This window comes from Xanthomonas cannabis pv. cannabis, from assembly GCF_000802365.1.
In the GTDB taxonomy this organism is placed as follows: domain Bacteria; phylum Pseudomonadota; class Gammaproteobacteria; order Xanthomonadales; family Xanthomonadaceae; genus Xanthomonas; species Xanthomonas cannabis.
In genome coordinates, this window is sequence record NZ_JSZE01000255.1 from 1 (window position 1) to 230 (window position 230).

Genomic DNA, 230 nt, shown 5'->3' on the forward strand with positions numbered 1-230 from the left:
ACGCCGGCGATCTTGGTCTGCGGCGCGCCGTGCGGCATCACCGTGATGGCCTGCACACCCAGCCGATAGGCCGACCACGCGACACCTTGCGCGTGATTGCCGGCCGAGGCACAGGTCACCGGGCGCTCGTCGCCGCGTTCCAGACCGGCCAGCAAGGCATTCAAGGCGCCGCGCACCTTGTAGGAGCCGGTGCGCTGCAGGTTTTCCAGCTTCAACCACACGCCGAAGCG

Annotated in this window: 1 protein-coding gene; it reads right to left on the reverse strand. The window is 68.7% G+C overall.

What is annotated here, in order from left to right; translation table 11 throughout:
• A partial coding sequence (locus OZ10_RS20300) for a pyridoxal-phosphate dependent enzyme (RefSeq protein WP_039566958.1) occupies window positions 1-230 on the reverse strand: 230 nt, incomplete at both ends.